Below are 26065 nucleotides of genomic sequence, written 5' to 3' on the forward strand. Positions count from 1 at the left end.
TTACGGGCTTTGGGTGCGAGTAAAGAAGTCGCCCAGAAAGTGGCATGTAACACCCGTCGTTGGTGGGACAACAGTCGATGGGCCTTGAATTGGGTGCTTAATCTCGCGTGGTTTGATCGCTTGGGACTTCCACGTCTCTCCTGACCTCAATCCCTCGAACCGCCCGGTGCGGACCCGCATGCCGGGTGGTGTGGCAGGGGTACGGTCTATGAAGGCCGTCCCCTATGCCGATTGGGGTTTAGTTCAGCCCCGGATTCGCCACCAGTCGCTCGCCATTGCGGGCCAGTGACTTGAGGAATTCGGTCTGCAATTCAGGATCATTGCGCGTCAGTTCGATCAGGCTCTGTTCCAGCTCACTGGCTTCCTCTTCAAGACCCAGCTCCGACAGGCGTTTGACCCGGTGGACCCATTGGCTGACTTCATCGCCTTCGAGATCGTCATAAATCAACCCGTGGGCCTCATAAAGCTTGCTGCGCAAGTTGCTGCTGATGACCAGGGTGGAATCGTTGTGCACGTTGCCCTGGGCATCCTCAACACGGATCAGCAAGCGGCTCAGATGATTGATGTCATGTTCGGCGAACGGGTTGTCCAACAGATTCAGGCGTAACACGCCGTTTTTGTCGGTGGTCAGCTCGAAGGTTTCCTTGCCGGCCTTGACCTCGACCGGGCGCTCGCTCCAGGGCAGGCTTGAGTACTCCGTACGCTTGTCGCGCTGGACTTCATCAATGCCGGCCAGGTTCTGCTGCGCGCGACCGTGGGACTGCACGTTCATGAACGGGTTGAGCCCGGCGAAACCGTAGCTCAGCCAATCCTTGGTCACGCTGTCCGGCAGATTGCCGAGGGCGAACACATTGACCACGTTGGCACCGACACCCGCCACCACGGCCACCGCGCCCAGCGGGATTTCGTAAATCTCCCGCCAGGGTTGGTACGGCGTATAGCGGTCGTAGTGACGTGTGACTTCGTACTCGGTGACTTCGAAAGTCTTCTGCTCGTGAATTTTCACCCGCCGTTGCGGCAGCTCAAGCACCTTGGGCTCACCGACATCGATCTGCAGGCTGTGATCGAGCAGTTTGCGCTCGACACGTTCCTCTTGCTCGCTGCGTTGTGACATGTGGTTGGCACAGCCGCTGACCAGTAGGGTGCCGCACAAGGCGGCACCACTGAGGCCTAAGGTGTTTCGCTTGAACATGACGCCTCTATGTCTGGTATCAGCGGCGGATGCGGGCCTGAAGGAACGACAGTACGTCGTCGACCGGCAGCGCTTGCGCATCGGCCTCGGTGCGGCTCTTGTATTCCAGGTTGCCTTCGGCCAGGCCGCGGTCGCTGACCACGATCCGGTGTGGAATGCCGATCAGCTCCATGTCCGCGAACTTGATGCCCGGGCTGGTTTTCTTGTCGCGGTCGTCGAGCAGCACTTCGAAGCCGGCAGCGGTGAGTTGCGCGTACAGCTTGTCGGTGGCTTCACGAACCTGTTCGGTTTCGTAGCGCAGCGGCACCAGGGCGATCTGGAAAGGCGCGAGGGTGTCGCTCCAGATGATCCCGTTTTCGTCGTTGTTCTGCTCGATGGCAGCCGCTACCACGCGGGACACGCCGATGCCGTAGCAGCCCATTTCCAGGGTGACCGGCTTGCCGTTTTCGCCCAGCACTTCGCACTTCATCGCTTTGCTGTACTTGTTGCCCAGCTGGAAGATGTGCCCGACTTCGATGCCGCGCTTGATTTCCAGGGTGCCTTTGCCGTCCGGGCTCGGGTCGCCGGCCACGACGTTGCGCAGGTCGGCAACGGTCGGAACAGGCAAGTCGCGTTCCCAGTTCACGCCGAAGTAGTGTTTGTCGTCGATGTTGGCGCCGATGCCGAAGTCGCTCATCAGTTCGACCGAACGGTCGATGATGATCGGCAGCGGCAGGTTCAACGGACCCAGGGAACCGGCACCGGCGCCAATGGCGTCGCGCAGTTCGCTTTCCGAGGCCATGACCAGCGGGCTGGCAACGCCTGGCTGGTTGGCTGCCTTGATTTCATTCAGCTCATGGTCGCCACGGATGATCAGGGCAATCAGCTTGCCTTTCTCTTCAGCGTGCACCACGAGGGTCTTGATGGTTTTCTCGATCGGCAGGTTGAAGCCTTCGACCAGTTGCGCAATGGTCTTGGCATTCGGCGTGTCGACCAGGCGCAGTTCTTCGGTCGGAGCGGCGCGCGAGGTTTCCCGTGGCACGGCCTCGGCTTTCTCGATGTTCGCCGCGTAGTCGGAACCGTTACTGAAGACGATGTCGTCTTCGCCCGATTCGGCCAGAACGTGGAACTCGTGGGAGCCGGCGCCGCCGATGGAACCGTTGTCGGCTTCGACAGGGCGGAACCTCAGGCCCAGACGGGTGAACACGTTGCAGTAAGCCTGGTGCATGCGGTCGTAGGTGACTTGCAGCGAAGGCTGGTCGGCGTGGAACGAGTAGGCGTCCTTCATGATGAATTCGCGGCCACGCATCAAGCCGAAGCGTGGGCGGATTTCGTCACGGAATTTGGTCTGGATCTGGTACAGGTTGATCGGCAGCTGCTTGTAGCTGCTCAATTCGTTGCGCATCAGATCGGTGATGACTTCTTCGTGGGTGGGGCCTGCGCAGAAGTCGCGACCGTGGCGATCCTTGAAGCGCAGCAATTCAGGGCCGTACTCTTCCCAGCGCCCGGATTCCTGCCACAGCTCAGCCGGTTGCGTGCTCGGCATCAACACTTCGAGAGAGCCGGCGGCGTTCATTTCTTCGCGAACGACGGCTTCGACCTTGCGCATTACCCGCAAGCCCATCGGCAGCCAGGTGTACAGGCCCGAGGCGAGTTTGCGGATCATGCCGGCGCGCAGCATCAGCTGGTGGCTGATCACGACCGCGTCGGAAGGCGTTTCTTTTTGTGTGGCGAGCAAAAATTGACTGGTGCGCATGGTTGGCCGTTATCGATTGCTGATGACGAGAAATGACGGAGCATTGTACGGGCGAGAACCGCTGGCGTACAGGCGTGCGGTCGGTGGTGTGGCAGGAGGGCGCGATTCACACGGCCCTCCGCGATTCTTCCTGCGAAAAGATTTTACGATTCTTCGGCGACCGGGGTCTGCACCGGTTCCGGTGTCGGTGTCGGACCTGCGCGGCGGTTCTCCTGGAACCAGTGCAAGGCGATCAACAACAAGGTCGGGACGCCCAGCAGGGCGGTGATCAGGAAGAAGTTGTGGTAACCGAATTTTTCCACCATGACCCCGGAGTAGCCGCCGATCAGGCGCGGCAGCAACAGCATGATCGAGCTGAGCAGGGCGTATTGGGTGGCGGAGAACTTGAGGTTGGTCAGACTCGACAGGTAGGCGACGAACGCCGAAGTCGCCAGGCCTGAACTGAAGTTGTCCAGGGAGATGGTCAGCACCAGCATGTTCAGGTTGGGGCCCATGTCGGCGAGCAGCAGGAACAGAATGTTGGTCGCCGCGGATGCGACGCCGCCGATGAACAGGATCGGCAGGATGCCGAAACGCACGATCAGCAGGCCGCCCATGCCGGCACCCACCAGGGTCATGATCAGGCCGAAGATTTTGCTGACGCTGGCGATCTGGTCCTTGGTGAAGCCCTGGTCGATGTAGAACACGTTGGCCATCACGCCCATGACCGTATCGGACATCCGATAGGTGGCGATCAAGCCGAGCAGCAGCAGCGCTTGCCAGCGGTATCGCAGGATGAAGTCGTTGATCGGCGTGAGCACGGGTGCCAGGCCGCGACGGCCCATGGACGAGAGGCACAGGGCGGTGAGCGTGATATAGAGGATGGCCCGCAGGAATGCGCGGTCTTCGAGCAGCAGGTCGAGCACGCTCACGCCTTCGAACAGTACGCTGGCGAAGTCGGTGTAGTAGAGCTGGGTGAACATGGCCGGCACGGACACCAGCAATATGATCAGCACGAACACCGAGGCCAGTTGATGCACGAAGCTGTAGCGCCCGGCCTGCAGTTGCGTGCGCAGCGGCACGGGAGGTTCGCGCATGAATATGGAAGTCAGCAGTGCCGGGACCATCAGTACCCCGAACAGAATGTAAGTGCCGGCCCAGGCCGAATGCTTGTAGTTGAAGCCGGTGGAGCCAAAGCCCTCGGCGAAGTACAGCGCGCCTGCAGTCGCCAGCAGCGCAGCGACCCGGTAGCCGGACATGTAGCTGGCGGCCAGGGCGGCCTGACGATTGTCTTCGGCGATTTCCAGGCGATAGGCGTCTACCGCAATATCCTGCGTCGCTGATGCGAAAGCGACGACCACGGCAATGGCGATCAGCCAGGACAAATGCTTTTGCGGATCGCAGAAACCCATCCCGATCAGGCCAAGGATGACCAGTGCCTGGGACAGCACGAGCCAGGATCGTCGTCGACCGAGTTTGCCGAGCAACGGCAGTCGCCATTGGTCGAGCAACGGTGACCAGACCCATTTGAAGGCATATGCCAGGCCAATCAGGCTTGCATAACCGATGGTTTCACGCGCCACGCCGGCTTCACGCAGCCAGACTGAAAGCGTCGAAAACACCAGCATGTAGGGCAGGCCGGCGGCGAACCCAAGCAGCAACAGCACGAGTGTCGAAGGGCTGGCATAAGCGGCGAGCGCGGCGCGCCAGGTTTTACGGGGCATGGGCTGGAGTCTGCCTCAAGAAATACGGAAACAAAGCGCGCACTCTAACCGCTGTGCTCTACCGGACGCCAGCCATGGCGCTGAATATCAACACGATTATTCAGGACACTGATGCCCTCCATGCGTAATCGTGCGCGCTGCTCATCGCCCGAAGGGCTGCCGACCGGCAGGCTGATACGCCCGTTTGCACCCAGAACGCGATGCCAGGGCAATTTGCTGTCGCTCGGCAATTGGCTGAGGGTGCGGCCGACCCAGCGCGCGGCGCGACCCAGTCCTGCAAGCTCGGCCAGTTGACCGTAGCTGACGACTTTGCCCTCGGGAACTTGCGCCAGTGTCAGATACAGCGCCGTGCGTCGGATTTGCGCCGCACTCTCGGGTTCATCGGTTGGATCGGTCACGTCCGTCAGTCCTGAAGAAGTCTGCTTTACCATCTGTAGAGTAAATCCTGTACAGACGGTTGAGAAATGAACTCAACAAAAATAGTCGGGTCAGTCATTGTCAGATCCTTATTCCTACGGATAATGCCGACTTTTCTCGCAAACCTGAGCCTGTATTTTGCTTATGTTGTCCAGATCCCTGCTGTGTCTCGCCGTACTTGGTGCTTCCACTCCCTTGCTGGCCGATACCGTGTGGTTGAAGAACGGTGACAAGCTGAGCGGCAAGATCACGCTGTTCGATGGCGGCAGGCTGCTGATCCAGACCGAGTACGCCGGTGCGGTGACGATCGACTGGAAACAGGTCAAGACCCTGGAAAGCGATCAGGAATTGTTGGTCAAGCAGGATGCCTACACTGGCGAGAAAGCCAAGTCGCTGAAAGCAGCGGACGCCGGCAAGGTGACGCTGGCCAACGGCGAAGTGCCGAAGACGGTCGAACTGGCGAGCATCCAGCAGATTCTCAAGCCAAAGCCGGTGGTCGAGGATCTGGTGTGGAAAGGCAACGTCGATATCGCGCTGGACTATCAGCGGGCGGAAAACGACACCGATGACTACGACATCGACTTCAAGACCAGTGCGCGACACGGTCGCTGGCGGCACACCGCTGAAGGTGAATACAACCGTGAGTTCCAGGACGACGTGGTGACCACGGACAACTGGCGGGCCGAGTACTCCATCGACCGATTCCTGACCGATCAATGGTTCTGGCAGGGGCGCCTGGTCTACAAGCGCGACAAGGTCGAAGACCTTTCCCGTCAGCGCACTGTCGGTACGGGCCCCGGCTATCAGTTCTGGGATGACGAACTCGGGGCGTTTTCCCTTGGCTCGCTGGTCAACCGCACGGACTTTGAATTCTCCGATGGCAGCAAGGACAATTTCTACGCCCTGGCCATGACGTGGGATTACAACCGCTACCTGGTCGGTAAACGTGTCGAGTTCTTCACCAGTGGTGAGGTCGGCAAGCCGCTGTCGGGTGTGGCCGACTACGCACTCGATGCCGAGATGGGGTTGCGCTACAAGGTGACCGAATGGGCTTCGCTGAACCTGAAGGCGGAGCGGGACATCATCAGCGGCACCGACGATGCGGATCTGGACAAGACGCGCTACACCGCGGGATTTGGCGTGACCTGGTAAGAAATTTTTTTGTGCGGACAAAAACACCCGCCCACAAAAAAGCCCCGCTGTTGAGGGCGGGGCTTCTTACTAAAGCAAGTACAAGTTAGATAACTTGAACTTCTTCAGCTTGCATGCCTTTCTGACCGCGGGTAGCGATGAAAGAAACCTGTTGGCCTTCTTTCAGGCTTTTGAAGCCGTCGGACTGGATAGCTTTGAAGTGAACGAACAGGTCGTCACCGGATTGTGGGGTGATGAAGCCGAAGCCTTTTTCATCGTTGAACCACTTAACGGTACCGGTTTGGCGATTAGACATGGTGTAACTCCTTGAACAAAGATAACTGCGACTCAGGAAGAACCCTGGCCGAGACTGAGTGCAAAGAGCAGGAAAAATTCTTGTAGATGGTTGGATCGAAATTCAACATATCGTGTAGAGATTCTCAGTGACACAAGCAGCACAGTGACGCCACCTTAACCCTTTTTCCGGGACGTGCCAATGCTTCTTGCGAAGGTTTCTCTGATTTAAGGATCGGCGGTGCGACGGTTCGTCGCCAGCGCAGGTAATTCCTGCCTGTTCGGCGAGAATTGCACCGCGGACTTTGAACCCGGCGGCGCGCCCGGTAAGATGCCGGACAGAATTTTTCGACCTCGCTATTCAGGACACCCGCCATGAGCATCAAATCGGACAAGTGGATTCGCCGCATGGCGCAGGAACACGGCATGATCGAGCCTTTCGTCGAGCGCCAGATGCGCGGCAGCGACGATAGCCGTGTGATCTCCTACGGCGTGTCGAGCTACGGCTACGACGTGCGTTGCACTAATCACTTCAAGGTGTTCACCAACATCAATTCGGCCATCGTCGATCCGAAGAACTTCGATGCCGGCAGCTTCGTCGACATCCACAGCGACGTGTGCATCATTCCGCCTAATTCCTTCGCCCTGGCCAGCACCGTCGAATACTTCCGCATTCCGCGCAATGTCTTGACCATTTGCCTGGGTAAAAGCACCTACGCGCGCTGCGGCATCATCGTCAACGTCACGCCGCTCGAGCCTGAGTGGGAAGGTCACGTGACCCTTGAATTCTCCAACACCACCAATCTGCCGGCGAAAATCTACGCGAACGAAGGCGTGGCGCAGATGCTGTTCCTCGAGTCTGACGAAGAATGTGAAGTGTCCTACAAGGACCGTGGCGGCAAGTACCAAGGCCAGCGTGGCGTAACCCTGCCTCGCACCTGAGTCAACCGTCCGACAAATGCCGGGAATTCCTGGGCGGGCGTACACTCTATGGAGTGTACTGCTCCGATCCGCGCAAGGCGGGTCGGGCCATCGCTCAGGAGTGCCGAATGAAGATCGATCCGCGAATCAGTGCCGAACTGGCAAGGTTTGAACCCAATCAGGTTGGCGTTCTGGCCTGGTCCTTGTTGGCGCTTCCCTCGGTCATCCCGGCTGGCGGGATTCCAGGTCAACCCGACCCTGATACCCCGAACGAACAGCCTAACGAGCCAGGTGAGCCGACCCTGCCGGATGAGCCACCGCCTGCGCCTGTTGTCTGATAATCCGGACACTACCAATCAAATGTAGGAGCGAGCCTGCTCGCGATTGCGGTGTAACAGTCACAATGAAGCTGACTGAACCACCGCAATCGCGAGCAGGCTCGCTCCCACAGGTTTTGCAGTTGGCGTTACTTCAGGTTGCCACTCAGGAACTGCTTCAACCGCTCGCTTTTCGGATTGCCCAGCACGTCTTCTGGCGCGCCTTCTTCTTCAACCAGACCCTGGTGCAGAAACAGCACCTGGCTCGACACTTTGCGCGCAAAGCTCATTTCGTGGGTCACCATGATCATGGTCCGGCCTTCTTCGGCCAGGCCCTGGATCACCTTGAGCACTTCACCCACCAGTTCCGGGTCCAGCGCGGAGGTTGGTTCGTCGAACAGCATGACTTCCGGCTCCATGGCCAGTGCGCGGGCAATCGCAACCCGTTGTTGCTGACCGCCGGACAGGAATGCCGGGTATTGGTCCGCTACACGGGAGGCCAGTCCCACCTTGTCGAGGTAGCGCCGGGCGCGGTCCTCGGCTTCTTTCCTGTCGCACCCCAGCACCCGCCGCGGGGCCATGGTGATGTTTTCCAGCACCGTCATGTGGCTCCACAGGTTGAAGTGCTGGAACACCATGGCCAGGCGAGTGCGAATTCGCTGCAGTTCATTGGCGTCGGCCACGTGCATGCCGTGACGATCCTTGATCATGCGGATGTTCTGCCCGTCGAGGCTCATGGCGCCGTCGTTGGGTTGTTCCAGGAAGTTGATGCAACGCAGGAAGGTGCTTTTACCCGAGCCGCTGGCGCCGATCAGGCTGATGACGTCGCCGGTGTTGGCCTTGAGTGAAACACCTTTGAGGACTTCATGATCGCCATAGCTCTTATGCAGGCCTTCGATGGTCAATTTGTACATGGGGCGTGCATCCTCAAGGCGAAAGTAGATAGCCGCTGCGATAGGCTTCGGTGCCCGCGACGTGGGCGATCACCATGCCGGCAGTGGCCATGCGGCGCAGCGAACGGGCGTACATCAACCCGGCGGCGGAGCAATGAACGGGAGTGACGCGATCGCTGATCGGATCAATGATCTCGGCGATCAGTTGCCCGGCCTCCAGGTACTGGCCCGGCAGCGCGGTGAACACCAGCAACCCGCCGACGGGCGTGGCCACCGGTTCTACACCGGCCAGCGGTGTCGCCGGCCAGGGCAGGTCGGGCAGGGGCGCGGGTTCGCCGGCGATCGCGCCGAAATGGATCAGGTAGTCGATCAACGCCTGACAGTCGAGGCTTGCCAGCGGGTGATTGACGTCGCCCTGGCCGCGCAATTCGACGGTCACCGAAAAACTGCCTGGTGGAATGTCGAAGTGTTCGCCGAAGCGTTCCTTCAACTGCCACCAGAGCAGGGTGAAGCATTCGTCGAACGACTGGCCACCGGAATCGGTCGCCAACAGGCTGGCTTCGGCGCCGATGTAGCGGGCCAGTGGCTCGACCTGTGGCCAAGCCTGCGGCGTGGTGTACAGGTGTGCGACCGCTTCGAAATCACAATGCAGGTCGAGCACCATGTCGGCATCGCAGGCCAGCCGTTGCAGGGTCAGGCGCTGGGATTGCAATTGGGTGTTGGCGGTCTGCCGGGCCAGCGCATCGCGCAGGCTGCTGCGGATCAATTGCCGGTTGTGCTGCGGATCTTCACCGAGTTGGTCTTCGATCGCGTTGCCGACTTCTTCACTTAAGTCGACGAACCAGCGGTTGAAGTTCTGGCCGCTTTCCAGCTCGTAGCGGCCCAGCGGCACATCCATCAGCACCTGTTCCAGGCCCACCGGGTTGGCGATGGGCACCAGCACGATTTCGCTGCGCAGGCGACCGGCGGCTTCCAGCTCCGCCAGGCGTTGCTTGAGGTGCCAGGCCACCAGCATGCCGGGTATTTCATCGGCGTGCAGGGAGGCCTGGATGTAGATCTTGCCGTTGGCCGGTTGTGGGCCGAAGTGAAAACTGTGGATCTGTCGTGCGGTCCCCGGCAGCGGGGCCAGCAGGTCATGTATCTGGTGGCGCATCTGTTGTTTCCTGAAGCAGGTTGAGCCCTAGTGGGTCGGCCCGAGGAAGGCCAGCCATCGGCGTTCGGCAAGGCGGAACAGGCCGACCAGCGCAAAAGTGACGGTCAGGTAGATCAGCGCGGCGATGCCGAACGACTGGAAGGTCAGGAAGGTCGCCGAGTTGGCGTCCCGCGCGACTTTCAGGATGTCCGGGATGGTCGCGGTGAAGGCCACGGTGGTCGAGTGCAGCATCAGGATCACTTCGTTGCTGTAGTACGGCAACGAACGACGCAGGGCCGACGGCATGATCACATAGGCGTAGAGCTTCCATCCGGTCAGCCCGTAAGCCTTGGCCGCTTCCACTTCACCGTGGGCCATGCTGCGGATGGCCCCGGCGAAAATCTCTGTGGTGTAGGCGCAGGTGTTCAGGGCGAAGGCCAGGATGGTGCAGTTCATCGCATCGCGGAAGAAACTGTCGAGCAGCGGTTGTGCGCGCACCGCGGCCAGGCTGTAAATGCCGGTGTAGCAGATCAGCAACTGGATATACAACGGCGTGCCACGGAACAGGTAGGTGTAGAACTGCACCGGCCAGCGAATGTAGAGGCGCGGTGAAACCCGGGCGATAGACAGTGGAATCGAGACGATGAAACCGAAGAAGATCGATGCGCTGAGCAACCACATGGTCATGGCCAGACCGGTGATGTTATTGCCGTCGCTGTAAAGGAAGGGTTTCCAGTATTCCTGCAGGAGTTCGATCATCGTACGGCCTCCCGGGTACCGGCGGAGTAACGACGTTCAAGCCAGCGCAGAATGAAGTTGGACGCGCTGGTGATCACCAGATAGATCAGCGCGGCAAGTACCAGGAAGTAAAACAGCTGATAGCTGCTTTTGCCGGCGTCCTGGGCAGCCTTGACCAGATCGGCGAGGCCGATGATCGACACCAGCGCGGTGGCCTTGAGCATCACCATCCAGTTGTTACCGATGCCCGGCAGGGCATAACGCATCATCTGTGGGAACACCACGATCCAGAAACGCTGGCCGCGCTTGAGGCCATAGGCGGTGGCCGCTTCGACCTGACCCCGTGGGACGGCGAGAATCGCGCCACGGAAGGTTTCGGTGAAATACGCACCGTAGATGAAGCCCAGGGTAATGACCCCGGCGCTGAACGGGTTGATTTCGATGTATTCCCATTCCATGTAATCGGTAAACGAGGTCAGCCAGGTTTGCAGACTGTAGAAAATCAGCAGCATCAGGACCAGGTCCGGAACGCCGCGAATGAGCGTGGTGTAGAGCTGGGCAGGCAAGCGCATCAGTTTGACTTTTGACAACTTGGCACTGGCGCCGAGCAGACCGAGCAACACGGCTACCAACAGYGATAACGCCGACAATTTGATCGTCATCCAGGTGCCTTGCATCAGCAGCGGACCGAAGCCCTTGAGGCTGAAGGCAGAGAGCCCCAGATTTTCCAGTAGGTTTTCAAACATAAATCAGCAGCCTGATCGGATGAAAAAAGCGCCCATCCAGAGATGGGCGCCGGGCATTATTTGCCGCTGTACAGATTCAGATCGCCAAAGTGTTTCTTCTGAATGGTGGTGTAGGTGCCATCATCGTGTAACGCTTTGATACCTTTATCCAAAAGTGCTTTCAGCTCGGTGTTACCTTTCTTAATACCGACCGCTGTTTTGGCCGGCAGCAGCTCATTGTCGACCGGCTTGCTGACTTCGTAGTCGGCACCCTGTGGCGACTTCAGAAAGCCCAGTTCGGCTTGCAGCATGTCCTGGATCCCTGCGTCGAGACGACCGGAAGTCAAGTCGGCGTAGACCTGATCCTGGTTGGCGTAGGCCTGGGTTTTTACGCCGGCCTTGTCCAGAATGGCTTTGGCATAGGCTTCCTGAATGGTGCCTTGTTCGTAGCCGACGGTTTTGCCCTTGAGTGACGCGACGTCTGCGGTCACGCCGGAACCTTTCTTGGACACGTAAGCGGTTGGGCCGGAAAACAGCTCGCTGGAGAAGTCGATGACTTTTTCACGGGCCGGGGTCACGGTCATCGACGAGATCACACCGTCGAATTTATTGGCTTTGAGGCCGGGAATCATGCCGTCGAAGTCACTTTCGACCCATTTGCACTTGACCTTCAACTCGGCGCAGATCGCGTTCCCCAGATCGATGTCAAAGCCTACCAGGCTGCCATCGGCCGCTTTCGACTCGAACGGTGCGTAGGAAGGGTCAACGCCGAAGCGCAGTTCTTTGTACTCCTTCGCCATGGCGGAACCAGCAGCCATGCACAACGCCAGTGCAGAAAGGGTCAGCAATGCTTTTTTCATTATTCAATCCCTAAAAACCAATATGAGCGCTTGTAGCGCAGAATTATTGTTACTGGAAAGCGTAAGACCTGTTGAAAGTAGCAATTTCCGAACCAGTGTGCCGAACAAGCGTTTTAAAAGGTGTCTGGAAATAGCCGGAGACAGATTTATGCACGAAAACGGGCGCAGGGAAATGGCCGCACCCGTTCGGTTCAAAAAGAAAAAAATTCGCGGATGAGAAGAGGGCTTGGCTGAGCAGATTTTTCAGGGTCGTCAAGCTATCGGCTTCGTCGACCGACTTGTCCTTGCGCCAGCGCAACCGCGAAGGCGATTCAACATTCAACCTCTATTTTGAATGTTGAATCGCCTTCGCGAACAGGCTCGTTTCCACAGGAAAAGGGCGGGGTTACTTTCCTGGCGTCAGCGTCAACCGCGCCTTGCCATAGGCGTTGTCGAAGTTCTGCGGCTGCATCGGCAGGCTCATGTACTGGCCCTTGAGCCACGGTTCGATGCCGTTGAGGTAGTTCGGGCTGGCCGGGTTGCCGGATTGGCCGGTGCCGTTTTGTGCCATCAGCGGCTCGGACTGGCCGAAGTCGACGATAAAGCGCATGGCTGGCGCCAGCGTAGTGTTGAAGTCCTGGCCCCAGGCGAAGGCGGCGGTGTTGAGCGTGGTGTGATCGCCACCGGCCGGCAGCGGTCCGCGTACGGTCTGGCCGCTGCTGTTTTTCCATTCATAACGGTGCAGTTTGCCCCACTGCCAGGCCTTGTGATCACTGCCCAATTGGCTGTCGCCTGCGCTGATCGCTGCGGCGAGGCTGCGGGCGAGGATCGCCGGTTTGTCTTCTTTCTGTGCGGTGCGCACGTCATCCCAGAACGGGCTGTCCTCACGCCCGAGCAAGTGATCGGCCTGGGCCGTGTAGGACAATTTGCCGTCGGCGACAAAGGCCTTCCACGCCGCGCTGCTTTCAGGGCCCAGTTCATCGAGGAAGATCTGCCGGGTGCTTTCCTGCAGGAACAGTTCGTAGATGGCCGCATCGGTGGAGGTTGGGCCGAGCTTGCCGTCGAACGCCATCAGGCGGCTGTAGGCCTCGTGTGCCTTGGCACGATCTGCCGCCGGCAAGGCGTCCATGGCCTGTTTGAGAGGCTGGGCCATGCCCGGCGCTTCAAACATTTTCTTCAGCTTGGCAGCGAAGGTAGTGGTCTGGTCGTATTGCATGGCGATCAGGCTGCGGCTGTCGTGTTTGCCTGCACCGGCCAGTTCGGCCAGGCGCTCGCCGCGCTCCGGAGCGGCCCAGGAATTGGACAACTGCATGCCGTAGCCATGGGGAATGACCCGCTGGTTGGCGGTGCCGAGCCAGCCTTGTGCCGGGTCCTGGTCGTACGGGTGCAACATCGGGTCGGCGTAGCCGTCCCAATCGTAACGACCTTCCCAGCCCGGAGAGGGCAGCAGACCTTCGCCTTCGCGACGGTTCGGGTAACGACCGGTGACTTGCCAGCCGATGTGGCTCGCGTCGGCAAACACCAGGTTCAGCGCGATGGCGCGGATTTCGCGGCTGGCATCAGAGGCTTTCTCGACGCTCTGGGCGCGGGACAGGTCGAAGAACGCATCCAGGGTCTTGTCGTCGGTGAAGCTCGGCGTCTGCAAGGCCAGGCCGAAACCATTGGCCAGAGTGCTGCTCTGAGCGCTGTTGAGCAGCGGGCCATGGCGGGTTTCGTACACGGCTTCGCGAATCGGTCGCTGGCCTTTGACGAAGTAGGTTTCGTTGCGCACGATCGCCGGCTGCCACTTCCCGGCATTTTCGTAGGTGAGCCCGTTGCCCTGGCGTTTGATCTTCTCCAGGAACAGGTCCTGGTTGTCGCCCATCACGGACGTCATGCTCCATGCCACCTTGCCGTTGAAACCACCGAGCACCATTGGCAGGCCCGCGATGGTCACGCCGGACGCCTGATACTTCGGCGCGCGAATCTGCACGTAACTGAACAACGAAGGCACGCCCAGCGGGTCGTGACTGTCACTGGCCAACAGGCTCTTGCCGCTGCGGCTGCGTTGCGGGGCGATGGCCCAGTTATTCGACGAGGTGGCGCCGAGCAGGTTCAGGTCCGCCAGTTGCCCGGTGGCCTTGCTGAGTTCGGCCAGCCCCGGCACTTGCCCGTTGAGTTTGATGCCTTGCAGTTTTTCGCTTTCGGCGACCGGCAGTTTTTCGTCGGGAGCCGACGGCGTCAGCCACGCCAGTTTGTCGGTGGTGACGGTCTGGGCCAGTACCAGCGCGGAAATTTCTTCCGGCAGGTTGGTCGACTGGCTGAAGTTCAACAGGCAGAAAATCAGCGCCGAATCTTCCGGCTGCCAGTATTCAGGCTGGTACCCGGAGGCCGCGAGGTCCGCCGGCAGTTTGTCGCGGTAGCGGAACAGGTAGGCGTTGACGCCGCGCGCATAGACTTCGAAGAAACGCTTGAGACGCGGCGAAGAGGCCTTGTACAACTCGCCAGCACTTTTCTTCAGGTTGACCGCCCGCATGTAGCGGTCGGCATCCAGCAGGTCGGCACCGTGCATTTCGGCCAGACGGCCCTGGGCCAGCAGGCGCAGGGTGACCATCTGCGTGATGCGGTCGCTGGCATGCACGTAACCGAGTGTGAACAGCGCGTCGTGGAAGCTGTTGCTTTCGATCAGCGGCATGCCCATGGCATTGCGGCGCACCGAAACGTTCTGCGCCAGGCCCTTGAGCGGTTGTACGCCGGAGGTCGGCGGGAGGGTGTCCTGGGCGTTGAAATTCTGACAACCGGTCAGGCTCAAGGCACCGACCACTGCTGCGGCAACGCCGAACCGGGGTAGAAAATGAGTAAGGGCTGGCGAGGCCATGGCAAAGCTCCTGCGGGGGTAGAGGCGGCGGCGCGCAATAAAGGCGCTACGTTAGTGAGCGGGAGGTGGCCGCGCAAGCGGGGTACAAGGTTATTTCAGGATTTGTCTAAAAAACCAAAAAGATCGCAGTCTTGCCAGTCGCAATGGGTGATGTTGAAGTGCGACACGGTCAACAATCCTGGAGAAAAGTCAGCATGGAGCTCAAGGCAAACGCGGCACTGATCATCATCGATCAACAAAAAGGCATCCTGCATCCCGGACTCGGCCGCCGGAATAACCCTCAGGCTGAAGCGCGCATGCTGGAATTGCTCGGCCATTGGCGGCACACCGCTCGGCCGGTGATCCATGTGCAGCACCTGTCCCGCTCGGAGGAGTCAGTGTTCTGGCCGCAGCAGTCGGGGGTGGAGTTTCAGGAACGGTTTCAGCCAATGGCCGGTGAACGCTTGATCCAGAAGCAGGTGCCGGATGCGTTTTGTTCGACGGGGCTGGAGGCTGGGCTGCGCGAGGCGGGGATCGGACAGTTGATCATCGTGGGTGTCGCGACCCACAATTCGGTGGAATCCACGGCGCGCACCGCAGGCAACCTGGGGTTTGATACCTGGGTGGCCGAGGATGCGTGCTTTACCTTCGACAAGGCTGATTTCTTCGGCCATGCCCATAGCGCCGAAGAGGTGCACGCGATGTCGCTTGGGAATTTGCATGGGGAGTATGCGACGGTGGTCAGCAGTAGGCAGATTCTGTCAATCGACTAAGCACCTGTGGGAGCTCGCTCCCACAGGAGAGGGCGGTGATTCAACAGGCGAAGAATGCCTTCGCCCGAAGCATCAAGCGCCGTGGCACTTCTTGAATTTCTTGCCGTTGCCGCATGGGCACGGATCGTTGCGGCCGACGTCTTTCAGGGCATTGCGCACCGGCTCCTGGTGAGCGTGGCCGCAGTTCGGACCGTGGACATGGCCGTGGTCGTGATCATGGTGCTGATGGTCATGATCGTGGTTGCAGTCAGGGCCGTGGACGTGGGGTTGCTGGGTCATCGGTGTTGCTCCGGAATTAAATCGGCGGCGATTATCACGCCATTGCGCGCCAGGTGCACGTAGTGGGCGATGAATATACCGGTTTCCAGTTCACCTTCCAGACGATAGGGAATGGGTTGATCGGATTTTTTCAGCAGTTTGGCCAGATCACGGACCTTGGACCACAGGTTGGTGCGGATCGGCACCTTGAAGTAAGCGCTGTGCCTGGGGCCGATGGTGAACCAGTGTTCGTACTCGCCATCGGCCAGCAGTATGTCGCCCAGGTGAACGCGGTACTCCAGGCTGCGCACCGTCAGGTCGCTGTCGTTGGGGTTGTCGATGCGAAAGTGCAGGAGGAATTTCTGTTCCAGCAGTTTGGCGCTGACCACCTCGATCTTCACCAGATGGACCTCGGGGTCCGGCAAGTCGTCGTCGAACCACGATGCACAGCCGCCGAGTCCGAGCGCCAGGAACAACGTGAGCAGATAGAGTGCGCCACGGCGGATGATCATTGTGGTGTTTCTCCCTTGAGCCCCAGTCCAGACCCAAAAGATCGCGCCTTCGGCAGCTCCTGCTGGGTGGACAGACATTCCATGTCCTAACTGCTGAAATACCCTGCGCAACACTTCTTGAACTTCTGCCCACTCGCGCACGGGCAGGTGTCATTGCGTCCGGGCTTGAGCGGCACGGTGGGGTCGATGAAATACCAGCGCCCGGTGTTTTGCACAAATGACGAACGCTCGCGGTGACTGTGCTCGCCATTGCTGTCGTGCCAGCGTGCAGTGAAGGTCACGAAGGCGTGTTCAGGCTGGCCGCCCAGTACTTCGGAGCTTTCCACCTCAAGGCCCAGCCACGTACTTTGCGCGCTCCAGTCGCTGATCGATTGACGGTCCAGGCCGGCCTGCTGGGCGGGCAGGGTGGTGGCCACCAGATAGTCGACCAGCCCCAGCACGTAAGCGCTGTAGCGCGAGCGCATCAAGGCTTCGGCGCATGGCGCCGGGTGCCCGGCATGGTAGTGACCGCAGCAGGCGTCGATCAGGGTGCCGCTGCCGCAAGGGCAAATGGATGTACTCATTGCATTACCACCAGTATTTCCCGAAGTTTTCCGGATTGGCCCAGAAGCGCGAATTGAGCCAGTCAGGGACTTGTTTGTATTCAAGCAGATCGTAGGTGAACAGGGTCAAGACCTGTTCGTCCCGCTGAAAGCGTTCGCTGGCCTGCAGGGCCAGGGAGAAAAAGTCGGTTTCCTGCCAGCCACAGGCCGGCAGATCCGCCAGCACGGCGATGCGGCTGGCGTTGAGGTTGCGGATACCACCCAGCAGGTTCAGGCCGTCGCGCTTGGGCAAATGCTCCAGGCAATCGACCACCAGGGCCAGGTCGAAACGGCGGGCCGCCAACTCGTCGGGCAATGGGCCGGGGGCAGCGAAAGCGACGCTGCTGTCCGGGTGAGCGAGCTTGAAAGCCTCCAGCGCCGGGAACTCGCTGGCGCCGATCAACAACAGGCGCGCGGGGGCATATCGATCAAGTAAAGCGGCCAGTGCCTGTTGTGGCGTGCGTGAAGAAATACCTGCAATCATCGAAGATCCTCAATCAGATCTGCCAAGACTAGCCTGCCCGAACGTTCGGGCCTAGAGCAGCCCGGCGACAAAAACGCCAGCCTGTCGTGAATACGCGAATAAACAGCATGGCCTATTGCTGGCGGAGATTAAAACTCGGGTCTTTACTACCTGAATCGGTTTTAAGCCGATCCCTCAGGAGAAAACTAGATGAGCATAGTACGGACAGCATTACCCTTGGTTCTGCTAACCAGTGTCTTGACTGGTTGCGCAGGTTTGCAGAAAACCGACTGGCCTACCTGCGCGGCGGTCGGTGGTGTCGTGGGTGCGGGCCTCGGTGCGACCGAAAGCTCGGCATGGGCAGGGTATGGTGCTCTGCTCGTCGGCGGTACGGCGGCGGCTTATTGCTGGGTTCATGGTGATGGCGACGAAGACGGCGATGGTGTGCTGGATAGTCGCGACAAGTGCCCTGGCACGCCTAAAGGCGTTCGGGTCGATGCCAACGGTTGCCCACCACCTGCACCTGCACCTGTGGTCGAAGAAGTGGCTGTAGTCAAGGAAGAAACCATCGTCATCCGCGATGTTCACTTCCAGTTTAATAAGGCCACGCTTACCTCGTCCGACAAGCAGGTACTCGACAAGATTGCTACTCGCTTGAAAGCCGAGGCCCCTAATGCTCAACTGACCGTAACCGGCCATACCGACAGCGTCGGCAGCGACACTTACAACCAGAAACTGTCGGATAAACGCGCCCACTCGGTGGTTGAATACCTCGTCGAGCAAGGCGTACCTCGCAGCAACTTCGTGTCGGTTGTCGGTGCCGGTGAAAGCCAGCCAGTTGCGGACAACAAAACCGCTGACGGCCGTGCACAGAACCGTCGTACGGAAATCAAAATCCAGCGTTAAGCCCCCCCGCGTCCGCGCCTTGTGCAGTCGCGGATGCGGGTCTTTACTCCTGTGTAACCGGTATTGGCCGGTGACACAGGAGCTTTCAACATGATCGTTCTCACAAGGACCGTCTTGCCGGTTCTGCTACTCGGCAGCCTCTTGACCGGTTGCGCCACCCACAGCGATGGCACTGCCCCCCTCAATCAACGAACCTGGCCAATTTGCAGCCTGATCGGCGGCCTGGTCGGAGGTGGTCTGGGCGCAATCGAGAGCGGCGCTTGGGCCGCGGGTGGGGCGACGCTGGGTATCTTGTCCGGTGGCTTGATCTGCTATGCCCAGGATGGCGACGAAGACGGCGACGGCGTTTTCGACCGACGCGACCGTTGCGCTGATACTCCCGCCAATACCCCGGTCGACCATCGAGGCTGCCCGGCGCCGCAGTACCCGGACAGCGTCCAGGCCGAGCCTGCGCAATCCGAAGTCATTACTCTGAGCGATGTACTGTTTGTCTTCAATCAGTCCGACCTGACCCCGACGGCGAAGAGTCAACTGGATGCGTTGATGAGCAAGTTCGAGGATGCCGATGTGGTCAGCATCAAGGTGGTCGGCCATACCGACGGCGTCGGTTCGGGTGCCTATAACCAGGCCTTGTCGGAGCGGCGTGCCAGCAGCGTGGCGCAATACCTGTTGAGCCAGGGTGTCGCGCCGAACAAAGTCACCAGCGAAGGCAAGGGCGCGAGCCAACCGATTGCCGACAACGAAACAGAAGAAGGCCGTGCGAAAAACCGTCGCGTGGATCTGCATATAAATCGCTGAGCCAAGAGATAGAGCCGTCGGGCGACAGGTGTGATCGCTGCGACGGCCGTTCGGCGGCCTCCATGAAGATTTTACCGTTGCCCTCTGGATTATCCCGCGTGGAAGCCGTTACTGTGCGCGCAAACAATAATTCTCATCGGGGGCGCGTATGAAAGTCATATGGGGACTGGGGCGATTACTGACCTTGCTGTTCTGGGCGGTAGTGCTGGTCAATCTGCTCACACCGTTTGTCTTTCCGCTGCACCCGTTGGTCAACCTGGCCGGCGGCCTGTTGGGGTTCATCCATCTTCTGGAAGCGTTGCTGTGCTATCGCAGCCTTCGAGGTCGTGCCCATCCCTGGCTTGACCGCCTGAAGATCGTTATTTTTGGCGTATTCCACCTGCAAACCATTCCAGCCCCCACCGCTTCGAAGGCTTCCCATGCGTAAACTCTGTCTGCTCGCTGCACTCATCAGCCCATTGGCCAGTGCACAGGTGGTGAGTGTCGAAACCAACTCGCTGATGCGCTTGCCCAACACCGCCAGCACCCTGCAACTGGAGCGCCTGGAAGTGGCCGATTACGGCACCTTGCTGATTCCTTCGAACGTCACGGAAGTCACCGTGGGTGAATTGCATCTGGGGCGTGAAGCGCGCATTGCCATCGTACCGGGGGAACAGGCGCTGGCCCTGAAGGTCCGTCGCGCTGATTTGTCCGAAGGCAGCCAGATCACCGCCCGTGGCGCTCCGGGGACTTACCAGAAGGCCGCCCGATCCGGACGCAATCTTGATTTGCAGATCAAGGCACTGAACGCACCACAATTGATCGTTGATGCTCGTGGTGGTGCGGGTGCACCGGGGTTTATTGGTCTCGATGGGGCCAACGGCCAGGAACCGGGCTGCACCTGGGGGCAGGCCGGTCGCGGTGCCGATGGCAGTGATGGCAGTAACGGCCAGCCAGGGGCTCCGGGGGCTCTGGTTAAACTGGCAGTGCCGCACGACTATCCGGCAGACCGGATCAAGGTTCAGGTGGCCGGCGGTGCCGGTGGCTTGGCCGGCCCGGGCGGCAAACCGGGGGCGGGTGGCAAGGCCAAGGGCTGCCTGATTTACAAGGCTGATGGCGGCAAGAGCGGTAAACCCGGGGCTGATGGTCAGCCTGGGCCTGAAGGGGCGGCGGGTTCGGTGACAGTACAGCGGATGTAAGAAACACTGAGAGCCTTGTGGCGAGGGGGCTTGCCCCCGTTGGGCCGCGAAGCGGCCCCAATTCCGGCAATCGCAATACTGCTGAAGGTTAGCGGTGTCTTGTTTTACGACTGCTTCGCAGCCGAACGGGACGGTGCGGCGATCCGACAAGCCCCCTCGCCACAACAGCATCCCGGGCCACAGTTCTTCAAAACATCGGCCGAACCGCCGCTATCGCCACCACAGCCAGCCCCACCAGCAGATTGATCCCCACCAACCGGCGAATCCGCCCTAGCACCGCCGCCCCAGCCGGCCAGTCCTGCCCTGCCACGGCAGTGCGCAGTTCCGGCAGCATCAGCGCCTGAATGCGGATAAACAGCGCGGTCATCACCACATACAAGCCCATCATCACCTGCACATAGCGCGGCGCGTTTTCAAAACCGGTGAAGTGCAGATTCAGCATGCCCACGCCGCTGACTGGCAACAGCACCACCGCCACCCAGACCCAGCGGAAAAAACCTTGAAACACTTCTACCCACAACTTCAGCCGGGCAGGGCCCTCCAGTGCCGTGATCGCGGCGGGACGCAGGACCATCCAGGCGAAAAACATGCCGCCGACCCAGACCAGGGCCGCCAGTACATGCAGGCTATAAATGAGGCTAAAAGGTGTCATTGGGTTACTCCGTTCTGCGCGGGATTCATTAGCGGGGTATGATAGCGACCGATTCAGGGGGCGTTCTCAGTTAGTTTCCGCGCCGCGCCGGGTCTGCTGTTGTGCAGGGCAAGGCGCGAGAAGCGTAGTTTGGTCATTCCAAATAAGCTTCGAGCAACGCCGCCCTGCACAACAGCAGGCCCGGCCCTTCGGGTTGTGCCTTAAAGCGAGCCAGACTGCGTTGCAGGCCTTGGAAAGGGAACAACCATTCCCAGCGGCCTGCGCCTTGCCTGGCTCGCTTTAAGGCGACAACGCGGCGTGGAAACTAACTGAGAACGCCCCCTCAAACTACTGAAAATTTATCCAGCGTTTTTTGCGCCCGACAATCCATGATCAGCACTGAACTCAAAACCACGATCCAGGGCGCCTACTCGCGTTTTCTCGAAGCCAAGAGCCTCAAGCCGCGTTATGGCCAACGCCTGATGATCGCCGAAGTCGCCAAGGTCCTGGGTGACATCGACACCGACGACGAAGGCCGGCGCAGTGGCGACCCCGCGATAGTCGCGGTGGAAGCCGGCACCGGCACCGGCAAGACCGTGGCCTACAGTCTGGCGGCGATCCCCACGGCGAAGGCCGCCGGCAAACGCCTGGTGATCGCCACGGCCACCGTGGCCCTGCAAGAGCAGATCGTCTACAAGGACCTGCCCGACCTGATGCGCAACAGCGGGCTGAACTTCAGCTTCGCCCTGGCCAAGGGCCGCGGGCGCTACATGTGCCTGTCCAAGCTCGACATGTTGCTCCAGGAAGGTCACGCACAGACCGCCACGGCGCAGTTGTTCGAAGAAGAGGGTTTCAAGATCGAGGTCGATGAGGCCAGCCAGAAGCTGTTCACCAGCATGATCGAGAAGCTCGCCGGCAATAAGTGGGACGGCGACCGCGACAGTTGGTCCACCGCCCTCGAAGACGCCGACTGGGCGCGCTTGACCACCGACCACAGCCAGTGCACCAACCGTCATTGCCCGAACTTCGGCCAGTGCGCCTTCTACAAGGCCCGCGAAGGTATGGGCAAGGTCGACGTGATCGTCACCAACCACGACATGGTCCTGGCCGACCTAGCCCTGGGCGGCGGCGCTGTGCTGCCGGACCCACGCGACACGATCTACGTGTTCGACGAAGGCCATCACCTGCCAGACAAGGCCATCGGCCACTTCGCCCATTACACGCGCCTGCGCTCCACCGCCGACTGGCTGGAAACCACCGCCAAGAACCTCACCAAACTGCTGGCCCAGCACCCGTTGCCGGGCGACCTGGGCAAGTTGATCGAGCAGGTGCCGGAGCTGGCGCGGGAGATCAAGACCCAGCAGCAGTTCATGTTCACCGCCTGCGAGCAGATTGCCGATTTCAAACCCGGCGAAGACGTTGAAGGCCGCGAGCGCCCGCGTCACCGATTCGTCGGCGGGGTGATTCCCGAGCACATGCGTGAAATGGGCATCGAGCTGAAGAAAGGCTTCGCGCGCCTGACCGACCTGTTCACCCGCCTGACCGACCTGCTCAAGGAAGGCATGGACGGCGAGGTCAACATCGGCATCGCCAGCAACCAGGCCGAAGAGTGGTATCCACTGTTCGGCAGCTTGCTGTCGCGCTCTTCCGGCAACTGGGAGCTGTGGACCGCCTTCACCGTCGAAGACCCGGAAGACAACCCGCCCATGGCCCGCTGGCTGACCCTGGCCGAAAGCGGCTCACTATTCGACATCGAGGTCAACGCCAGTCCTATCCTCGCGGCGGAAATGCTTCGCCGCAACCTGTGGAACGTGGCGTATGGCTGTCTGGTGACTTCGGCGACCTTGACTGCCCTCGGCACCTTCGACCGCTTCCGCATGCGCGCCGGCCTGCCGAAAAAAGCCGTGACGGCGGTGGTGCCAAGCCCGTTCCATCATGCCGATGCCGGTGTGTTGCGGGTACCGAACCTGAACGCCGACCCCCGTGATGCAGCAGCGCATACCGCCGCGATCATTCGGGATCTGCCTGAGTTGGTCGAAGGCTCGCGGGGTACGCTGGTGCTGTTTTCCTCGCGTAAACAGATGCAGGACGTGTTCGACGGCCTCGACCGCGACTGGCGCAAGCAAGTGTTCATCCAAGGCAACCTGTCGAAGCAGGAAACCCTCAACAAGCACAAGGCGCGAGTCGATGGCGGCGACTCCAGCGTGTTGTTCGGCCTGGCGAGCTTCGCCGAAGGGGTCGACTTGCCCGGTGCCTATTGCGAGCACGTGGTCATCGCCAAGATTCCATTCTCGGTACCTGATGATCCGGTCGAAGCAGCCTTGTCCGAATGGATCGAAGCCCGGGGGGGCAATCCGTTCATGGAAATCTCCGTGCCGGACGCCTCGCTGAAGCTGGTCCAGGCCTGTGGTCGCTTGCTGCGCACCGAAGAAGACCGCGGCACCATCACCTTGCTCGACCGGCGCCTGGTGACCCAGCGCTATGGCAAAGCCATCCTCAACGCGTTGCCGCCGTTCCGTCGAGAAATTTCCTGAAACACCGGTGGGCGGTTTTGCCCACCGCGTTGTCTATCTCTCTGCCATCGCTTTTCCACTGGCCCATTGAAGGTCGTTAGGGAGATTTTCGTTCTCATGATTTGCCGTTCGTTGCCTGCTGTTTTTGCCCTGCTGTTCGCAACACCGCTGCTGGCCGCTCCCGCCAGTCCGCAGACGCTGTTCAACTTTGTGCGCCCCGCCGACGTGGTCCAGGTGGCGACTCAGGACGCCAGCCTGCCGCAATCCAACGCCGAGCAAACCCCCGAGGGCGAAGTGCTGCGCCGGGTGACGTTCAACCCGGTCGCCCGACCGACTTTGCGCCTGACTCCGCAAACCGGCGCCTGGGACTGGTCGCAGTCGGGCGTCATGAGCCTGCGGATCCAGAACGCCATGAACTGGGCCTTGACCCTGTACGTAACCATCCAGAGCAACGACGGCAAGACACTGGTCAGCCGCGTCGATCTGCCGGCGGGGCCTGCGCAAACACTGTTGGTGCCTTTGCAAGCGACATCACCGCTGAGCCAGGGCATGAAGTCTGGCCCGCCGATGCCGATGACTGTCGAGGGGCAGCGCGTGTTGCTGGCCAGCAGCGCCGGTGAACTGGATCGCAGCCAGGTGGTGTCGGTGAGCTTGTCGATGGACCAGCCGAAGGTCGCGCAAAGCATCTTGCTGGAGCGCTTTGGTGTGCAGGACGGCGAGTCGGTCACCCAAGCTGTGTATGGCGGGTTGGTGGATGCTTACGGTCAGTCGACCCGGGCCAAATGGCCGGAAAAAATCAGCAGCGACGATCAACTGAAAGGCGCCGCCAGCAAGGAGCAGCAGCAACTGAAAACCTGGCTGGCCGATCGCGAAAAGTCCTCCCTGGACAAGTTCGGTGGTTTGACCAAAGGCCCGTCCTTCAAGGCCAGCGGCTTTTTCCGCACCGAGAAACGCGACGGACGCTGGTATCTGGTGACGCCGGAAGGACACCCGTTTTATTCGCTAGGGGTTAACACCGTCGCTGCAGACGTCAACCAGACCTACGTTGCCGGTCGCGAGTGGATGTTCGAATCCCTGCCCAAGGTTGACGAGGCCCTGGCCAGCCATTACGGCGAAGGCGACAACCGTGGCGGCAACGGGGCCGATCAAGGACGCGGCTACAATGCCGGACGCTGGTACGACTTCTACGCTGCCAACCTGCAGCGTCTGTATGGCGATCCTTGCGCGTTGGGCAGCGAAACCAAGGCCGGCGTTGCCGAAGCGGCCAAGTCCGAAGCGACGGTAGCGAAAGCCGCAGAGCCAGAATCTGTCGAACCGTGCAAAGCGCAGTTCGACGAGCAACGCTGGGCCAGTCACACCCTTGATCGCTTGCAGGCCTGGGGCTTCAACACCATTGGCAACTGGAGCGCACCCGTACTGGGCAACGCTGATCGCGTGCCGTACACCTTGCCGCTGTCGATCGTCGGCGACTACGCCAGCATCAGCACCGGTACCGACTGGTGGGGCGGCATGCCCGACCCGTTCGACCCGCGTTTTGCCATGGCCGCCGAACGTGCCGTGGCGATTGCCGCTCGCGACCATCGTGACGATCCGTGGCTGATTGGTTACTACGCTGACAATGAACTGGCCTGGGCCGGTCCCGGCGATGACCCGAAAGCCCGTTATGCTCTGGCCTACGGTACCTTGAAGATGACCACCGACGTGCCGGCCAAGCGCGCGTTCCTCAAACAGCTGCGTGACAAGTACCGCAATCAGGCTGGCCTGTCGGAAGCCTGGGGCATTGATCTGCCGGCCTGGGAACTGATGGAAGATCCGGATTTTGTGCCGCCATTGCCAAGTACCGAGCACCCGGAAATCGAGGCTGACTTCAAATACTTCCAGAAAGTCTTTGCCGACACCTATTTCAAGACCATCTCCGATTCACTCAAGTGGCATGCGCCGAACCAGCTGCTGCTCGGCGGCCGTTTCGCCATCAGCACGCCGCAAGCCGTGGAGTCCTGCGCCCAGTACTGCGACGTGTTGAGCTTCAACATGTATACCCTGCAACCCCAGGATGGTTACGACTTCGCCAAACTGCGCAGTCTCGACAAACCCGTGCTGATTACCGAGTTCAATTTCGGCTCGACTGATCGTGGCCCGTTCTGGGGCGGCGTCACGCCGTTGGCGAAGGAGGAGGACCGCGGCGCGGCGTATGCCAACTTCCTCAAGCAGGCCTTGAGCGAGCCGTCGATTGTTGGCGTGCATTGGTTCCAGTACCTCGATCAACCGGTCACCGGGCGCCTGCTTGACGGTGAAAACGGTCACTTCGGGTTGGTGGGCATTACTGATCTGCCGTTCCAGGGCTTTGTCGATAGCGTGCGCAAGAGCAACCTGACGACGGTCGAGCAATTGGGCAAGGAGGCCGAGAAGGCTGCGGCCGCCGCCGACAAAGTCAGTCACGACGCCGAGGGCGGCCGCAAGGCCGAGGCCGGCAAGGGGCCGGGGAAGGGCGCTGGCGGGCATTCCGGCAAAGGTCATTAATCGCCACAACCGCCCGGCCCAACCCTGTTCCCAAAACCCTCAAGGGCTGGAACAATGCC

Annotated in this window: 26 protein-coding genes; 10 read left to right on the plus strand and 16 right to left on the minus strand. The window is 60.3% G+C overall.

The window, feature by feature from the left end:
• Positions 1 to 238 precede the first annotated feature (238 nt).
• From AC1DU9_RS17695 to AC1DU9_RS17710, 4 genes are all read right to left on the minus strand, one after another.
• Positions 239 to 1192, minus strand: a complete 954-nt coding sequence (locus AC1DU9_RS17695; RefSeq protein WP_223463170.1) for a hypothetical protein — start codon at positions 1190 to 1192, stop codon at positions 239 to 241.
• A 19-nt stretch (positions 1193 to 1211) separates the two neighbouring features.
• Positions 1212 to 2927 (minus strand): proline--tRNA ligase, encoded by a 1716-nt coding sequence (locus tag AC1DU9_RS17700; RefSeq protein ID WP_223463171.1) that lies wholly within the window; start codon positions 2925 to 2927, stop codon positions 1212 to 1214.
• A gap of 143 nt (positions 2928 to 3070) precedes the next feature.
• Complete coding sequence (locus tag AC1DU9_RS17705; protein ID WP_223463172.1) at positions 3071 to 4630, minus strand: AmpG family muropeptide MFS transporter; 1560 nt, start codon at positions 4628 to 4630, stop codon at positions 3071 to 3073.
• A gap of 44 nt (positions 4631 to 4674) precedes the next feature.
• A complete protein-coding gene (locus tag AC1DU9_RS17710; protein WP_007971652.1) occupies positions 4675 to 5028 on the minus strand; it encodes an MGMT family protein in 354 nt (117 codons plus the stop codon).
• A gap of 163 nt (positions 5029 to 5191) precedes the next feature.
• Here AC1DU9_RS17710 and AC1DU9_RS17715 point away from each other — a divergent pair, with 163 nt between their 5' ends.
• Positions 5192 to 6199 (plus strand): DUF481 domain-containing protein, encoded by a 1008-nt coding sequence (locus AC1DU9_RS17715; RefSeq protein ID WP_223463173.1) that lies wholly within the window; start codon positions 5192 to 5194, stop codon positions 6197 to 6199.
• 85 nt (positions 6200 to 6284) lie between these two features.
• Here AC1DU9_RS17715 and AC1DU9_RS17720 read toward each other — a convergent pair whose 3' ends face one another.
• Complete coding sequence (locus tag AC1DU9_RS17720; RefSeq protein WP_002554837.1) at positions 6285 to 6494, minus strand: cold-shock protein; 210 nt, start codon at positions 6492 to 6494, stop codon at positions 6285 to 6287.
• Positions 6495 to 6847: 353 nt separating this feature from the next.
• Here AC1DU9_RS17720 and dcd point away from each other — a divergent pair, with 353 nt between their 5' ends.
• A complete protein-coding gene (dcd, locus tag AC1DU9_RS17725; RefSeq protein ID WP_007940589.1) occupies positions 6848 to 7414 on the plus strand; it encodes a dCTP deaminase in 567 nt (188 codons plus the stop codon).
• Positions 7415 to 7521: 107 nt separating this feature from the next.
• Positions 7522 to 7731 carry a hypothetical protein gene (locus tag AC1DU9_RS17730; RefSeq protein ID WP_223463174.1) on the plus strand — a complete coding sequence of 70 codons (210 nt, stop codon included), beginning with the start codon at positions 7522 to 7524 and terminating at the stop codon, positions 7729 to 7731.
• A 128-nt stretch (positions 7732 to 7859) separates the two neighbouring features.
• On the opposite strand, the gene AC1DU9_RS17735 is transcribed toward AC1DU9_RS17730, so the two are convergent.
• The 6 genes from AC1DU9_RS17735 to AC1DU9_RS17760 form a co-directional block, all read right to left on the minus strand.
• The gene (locus AC1DU9_RS17735) at positions 7860 to 8624 is read right to left on the minus strand and encodes an ABC transporter ATP-binding protein (protein ID WP_223463175.1); all 765 of its coding nucleotides are present in this window, start codon (positions 8622 to 8624) and stop codon (positions 7860 to 7862) included.
• Positions 8625 to 8637: 13 nt separating this feature from the next.
• Entirely contained in the window at positions 8638 to 9756 is a 1119-nt protein-coding gene (locus tag AC1DU9_RS17740; RefSeq protein ID WP_223463176.1) for a succinylglutamate desuccinylase/aspartoacylase family protein, read from the minus strand.
• Between the two features lie 27 nt (positions 9757 to 9783).
• Positions 9784 to 10494, minus strand: a complete 711-nt coding sequence (locus AC1DU9_RS17745) for an ABC transporter permease (protein ID WP_108216706.1) — start codon at positions 10492 to 10494, stop codon at positions 9784 to 9786.
• Complete coding sequence (locus AC1DU9_RS17750) at positions 10491 to 11219, minus strand: ABC transporter permease (protein ID WP_223463177.1); 729 nt, start codon at positions 11217 to 11219, stop codon at positions 10491 to 10493. The genes AC1DU9_RS17745 and AC1DU9_RS17750 overlap by 4 nt, the downstream gene beginning before the upstream one ends.
• A gap of 56 nt (positions 11220 to 11275) precedes the next feature.
• Positions 11276 to 12058: a transporter substrate-binding domain-containing protein gene (locus AC1DU9_RS17755; protein WP_223463178.1), complete on the minus strand. Its 783-nt coding sequence runs from the start codon at positions 12056 to 12058 to the stop codon at positions 11276 to 11278.
• 385 nt (positions 12059 to 12443) lie between these two features.
• Positions 12444 to 14894 (minus strand): penicillin acylase family protein, encoded by a 2451-nt coding sequence (locus AC1DU9_RS17760; RefSeq protein ID WP_223463179.1) that lies wholly within the window; start codon positions 14892 to 14894, stop codon positions 12444 to 12446.
• 194 nt (positions 14895 to 15088) lie between these two features.
• On the opposite strand from AC1DU9_RS17760, the gene AC1DU9_RS17765 reads away from it, so the two are divergent.
• Entirely contained in the window at positions 15089 to 15646 is a 558-nt protein-coding gene (locus AC1DU9_RS17765; RefSeq protein ID WP_223463180.1) for a cysteine hydrolase family protein, read from the plus strand.
• Between the two features lie 72 nt (positions 15647 to 15718).
• Here the strand turns inward: AC1DU9_RS17765 and AC1DU9_RS17770 are convergent, their stop codons facing one another.
• From AC1DU9_RS17770 to AC1DU9_RS17785, 4 genes are all read right to left on the minus strand, one after another.
• Positions 15719 to 15925 carry an SEC-C metal-binding domain-containing protein gene (locus AC1DU9_RS17770; RefSeq protein ID WP_150718625.1) on the minus strand — a complete coding sequence of 69 codons (207 nt, stop codon included), beginning with the start codon at positions 15923 to 15925 and terminating at the stop codon, positions 15719 to 15721.
• Positions 15922 to 16416: an LEA/WHy family protein gene (locus AC1DU9_RS17775; protein WP_223463181.1), complete on the minus strand. Its 495-nt coding sequence runs from the start codon at positions 16414 to 16416 to the stop codon at positions 15922 to 15924. Before AC1DU9_RS17775 ends, AC1DU9_RS17770 begins: the two co-directional genes overlap by 4 nt.
• Positions 16417 to 16502: 86 nt before the next feature.
• A complete protein-coding gene (locus AC1DU9_RS17780) occupies positions 16503 to 16979 on the minus strand; it encodes a YchJ family protein (protein ID WP_223463182.1) in 477 nt (158 codons plus the stop codon).
• Positions 16980 to 16983: 4 nt separating this feature from the next.
• Positions 16984 to 17481 (minus strand): DUF6231 family protein, encoded by a 498-nt coding sequence (locus AC1DU9_RS17785; protein ID WP_223463183.1) that lies wholly within the window; start codon positions 17479 to 17481, stop codon positions 16984 to 16986.
• 189 nt (positions 17482 to 17670) lie between these two features.
• Here AC1DU9_RS17785 and AC1DU9_RS17790 point away from each other — a divergent pair, with 189 nt between their 5' ends.
• From AC1DU9_RS17790 to AC1DU9_RS17805, 4 genes are all read left to right on the plus strand, one after another.
• A complete protein-coding gene (locus AC1DU9_RS17790) occupies positions 17671 to 18366 on the plus strand; it encodes a PA1041 family peptidoglycan-binding anchor lipoprotein (RefSeq protein ID WP_223463184.1) in 696 nt (231 codons plus the stop codon).
• A 90-nt stretch (positions 18367 to 18456) separates the two neighbouring features.
• Complete coding sequence (locus AC1DU9_RS17795) at positions 18457 to 19164, plus strand: PA1041 family peptidoglycan-binding anchor lipoprotein (RefSeq protein WP_223463185.1); 708 nt, start codon at positions 18457 to 18459, stop codon at positions 19162 to 19164.
• 148 nt (positions 19165 to 19312) lie between these two features.
• Positions 19313 to 19591: a DUF1145 domain-containing protein gene (locus tag AC1DU9_RS17800; protein WP_150812938.1), complete on the plus strand. Its 279-nt coding sequence runs from the start codon at positions 19313 to 19315 to the stop codon at positions 19589 to 19591.
• Positions 19584 to 20342 carry a collagen-like protein gene (locus AC1DU9_RS17805; protein WP_223463186.1) on the plus strand — a complete coding sequence of 253 codons (759 nt, stop codon included), beginning with the start codon at positions 19584 to 19586 and terminating at the stop codon, positions 20340 to 20342. Before AC1DU9_RS17800 ends, AC1DU9_RS17805 begins: the two co-directional genes overlap by 8 nt.
• Before the next feature lie 187 nt (positions 20343 to 20529).
• Here the strand turns inward: AC1DU9_RS17805 and AC1DU9_RS17810 are convergent, their stop codons facing one another.
• On the minus strand, positions 20530 to 20994 hold the full coding sequence (locus tag AC1DU9_RS17810) for a CopD family protein (RefSeq protein ID WP_223463187.1): 465 nt from the start codon (positions 20992 to 20994) through the stop codon (positions 20530 to 20532).
• A gap of 368 nt (positions 20995 to 21362) precedes the next feature.
• Here AC1DU9_RS17810 and dinG point away from each other — a divergent pair, with 368 nt between their 5' ends.
• Entirely contained in the window at positions 21363 to 23507 is a 2145-nt protein-coding gene (gene dinG, locus AC1DU9_RS17815; RefSeq protein WP_008016067.1) for an ATP-dependent DNA helicase DinG, read from the plus strand.
• A gap of 96 nt (positions 23508 to 23603) precedes the next feature.
• Entirely contained in the window at positions 23604 to 26006 is a 2403-nt protein-coding gene (locus AC1DU9_RS17820) for a beta-galactosidase (protein ID WP_223463188.1), read from the plus strand.
• The last annotated feature ends 59 nt before the right edge of the window (positions 26007 to 26065 follow it).

Source organism: Pseudomonas sp. P4_C1, assembly GCF_056402155.1.

What these genes read in the sequence shown, in the direction of transcription:
- AC1DU9_RS17810 (WP_223463187.1), bottom strand. Translation starts at nt 20,994, where the DNA reads ATGACACCTTTTAGCCTCATTTATAGCCTGCATGTACTGGCGGCCCTG.
- dinG (WP_008016067.1), top strand. Translation starts at nt 21,363, where the DNA reads ATGATCAGCACTGAACTCAAAACCACGATCCAGGGCGCCTACTCGCGT.
- AC1DU9_RS17795 (WP_223463185.1), top strand. Translation starts at nt 18,457, where the DNA reads ATGATCGTTCTCACAAGGACCGTCTTGCCGGTTCTGCTACTCGGCAGC.
- AC1DU9_RS17785 (WP_223463183.1), bottom strand. Translation starts at nt 17,481, where the DNA reads ATGATTGCAGGTATTTCTTCACGCACGCCACAACAGGCACTGGCCGCT.
- AC1DU9_RS17700 (WP_223463171.1), bottom strand. Translation starts at nt 2,927, where the DNA reads ATGCGCACCAGTCAATTTTTGCTCGCCACACAAAAAGAAACGCCTTCC.
- AC1DU9_RS17730 (WP_223463174.1), top strand. Translation starts at nt 7,522, where the DNA reads ATGAAGATCGATCCGCGAATCAGTGCCGAACTGGCAAGGTTTGAACCC.
- AC1DU9_RS17705 (WP_223463172.1), bottom strand. Translation starts at nt 4,630, where the DNA reads ATGCCCCGTAAAACCTGGCGCGCCGCGCTCGCCGCTTATGCCAGCCCT.
- AC1DU9_RS17765 (WP_223463180.1), top strand. Translation starts at nt 15,089, where the DNA reads ATGGAGCTCAAGGCAAACGCGGCACTGATCATCATCGATCAACAAAAA.
- AC1DU9_RS17760 (WP_223463179.1), bottom strand. Translation starts at nt 14,894, where the DNA reads ATGGCCTCGCCAGCCCTTACTCATTTTCTACCCCGGTTCGGCGTTGCC.
- AC1DU9_RS17695 (WP_223463170.1), bottom strand. Translation starts at nt 1,192, where the DNA reads ATGTTCAAGCGAAACACCTTAGGCCTCAGTGGTGCCGCCTTGTGCGGC.
- AC1DU9_RS17805 (WP_223463186.1), top strand. Translation starts at nt 19,584, where the DNA reads ATGCGTAAACTCTGTCTGCTCGCTGCACTCATCAGCCCATTGGCCAGT.
- AC1DU9_RS17770 (WP_150718625.1), bottom strand. Translation starts at nt 15,925, where the DNA reads ATGACCCAGCAACCCCACGTCCACGGCCCTGACTGCAACCACGATCAT.
- dcd (WP_007940589.1), top strand. Translation starts at nt 6,848, where the DNA reads ATGAGCATCAAATCGGACAAGTGGATTCGCCGCATGGCGCAGGAACAC.
- AC1DU9_RS17715 (WP_223463173.1), top strand. Translation starts at nt 5,192, where the DNA reads ATGTTGTCCAGATCCCTGCTGTGTCTCGCCGTACTTGGTGCTTCCACT.
- AC1DU9_RS17745 (WP_108216706.1), bottom strand. Translation starts at nt 10,494, where the DNA reads ATGATCGAACTCCTGCAGGAATACTGGAAACCCTTCCTTTACAGCGAC.
- AC1DU9_RS17775 (WP_223463181.1), bottom strand. Translation starts at nt 16,416, where the DNA reads ATGATCATCCGCCGTGGCGCACTCTATCTGCTCACGTTGTTCCTGGCG.
- AC1DU9_RS17720 (WP_002554837.1), bottom strand. Translation starts at nt 6,494, where the DNA reads ATGTCTAATCGCCAAACCGGTACCGTTAAGTGGTTCAACGATGAAAAA.
- AC1DU9_RS17755 (WP_223463178.1), bottom strand. Translation starts at nt 12,058, where the DNA reads ATGAAAAAAGCATTGCTGACCCTTTCTGCACTGGCGTTGTGCATGGCT.
- AC1DU9_RS17740 (WP_223463176.1), bottom strand. Translation starts at nt 9,756, where the DNA reads ATGCGCCACCAGATACATGACCTGCTGGCCCCGCTGCCGGGGACCGCA.
- AC1DU9_RS17780 (WP_223463182.1), bottom strand. Translation starts at nt 16,979, where the DNA reads ATGAGTACATCCATTTGCCCTTGCGGCAGCGGCACCCTGATCGACGCC.
- AC1DU9_RS17735 (WP_223463175.1), bottom strand. Translation starts at nt 8,624, where the DNA reads ATGTACAAATTGACCATCGAAGGCCTGCATAAGAGCTATGGCGATCAT.
- AC1DU9_RS17820 (WP_223463188.1), top strand. Translation starts at nt 23,604, where the DNA reads ATGATTTGCCGTTCGTTGCCTGCTGTTTTTGCCCTGCTGTTCGCAACA.
- AC1DU9_RS17800 (WP_150812938.1), top strand. Translation starts at nt 19,313, where the DNA reads ATGAAAGTCATATGGGGACTGGGGCGATTACTGACCTTGCTGTTCTGG.
- AC1DU9_RS17790 (WP_223463184.1), top strand. Translation starts at nt 17,671, where the DNA reads ATGAGCATAGTACGGACAGCATTACCCTTGGTTCTGCTAACCAGTGTC.